This is a genomic window from Streptomyces sp. SID11385, assembly GCF_010548245.1.
Classification (GTDB): domain Bacteria; phylum Actinomycetota; class Actinomycetes; order Streptomycetales; family Streptomycetaceae; genus Streptomyces.
Genome location: NZ_JAAGLR010000924.1, coordinates 1 through 894 on the forward strand (window position 1 = coordinate 1; position 894 = coordinate 894).

At 77.9% G+C, this 894-nt stretch carries 1 pseudogene; it reads left to right on the forward strand.

Annotated features, from left to right (window positions below):
- Positions 1-894 (forward strand): annotated as a pseudogene (locus tag G3I42_RS28240) (sigma-70 family RNA polymerase sigma factor); the annotation flags it as partial.

Here is an 894-nt window from a genome sequence, read left to right on the forward strand (position 1 = left end):
AGCTGGTGCGCCACGTCGACGAGTGCCCGCGCTGCCGCCGTACCGCCGAACGCGCCGGCGCCGCCGAGCCGTGGCCCGGCACGGCCGTCACTCCGGACGCGCTGCCCGTCCTCACCGCCCCGCGCACCGAGATCCTCGCGCGCCCCGCCGCCGAGTCGTCCAAGCGCCGCAAAGGCGCCGAGCATTTGCGGCTCGACCGCAAGGGCTTCCCGATGGACGCGCGGGAGCGCGCGGCCCGGCGCGAACGCCTGCGCTCGCGCGCCGTCACCACGACGGTCGTGGCGACCGTCGTCGCCGCGCCGCTCCTCGCGCTGTGGACCTCGTACGGGGGCGGCCTGCCGTTCTTCGACGACGGCCCGGACGGCGGGCGCGCGGTGAGCGCGCGGGACAGCGAGGGCAAGGACGGTACGGGAGCCGAGCCGTACGAGAACGCGGGCAGCGCCCAGGACGCGGGCGCGCCGCTCTCGGCGACCGTCGTCGACCCGGAGGGCAAGCACCGCGCGGGCGCCTCGGGGCTCGCCATCACCGTGCGCACGCGCGGCGACCTCAGCCTGATCACGCTGCGCGCCACCGGCCGCGCGCCGCTCGACTGGAGCCTCGCGACGGGAGCCGACTGGGTACGGCTGAGCAAGCACGCGGGGCGGCTCGAACGGGGCGAGTCGGTGACGGTACTGGCGCACGTGGTGCGCGGGCGCACGCCGTCGCACGGCTGGCGCGCGGAGATCCGGGTGAGCCCGGTGGACGCGGTGATCGTGCTCAGCGGCAGCGGTGCCCGTGCCCGCGCGCACGAGAAGGGCACCGGCGGCGGCCGGGAGAGCGCCGAGCCCCCCACCGAGTCGCGGCCGAGCACCGGCCCGACCCACAGCCAGGAGCCGCCGACCGACACCGGCCCCA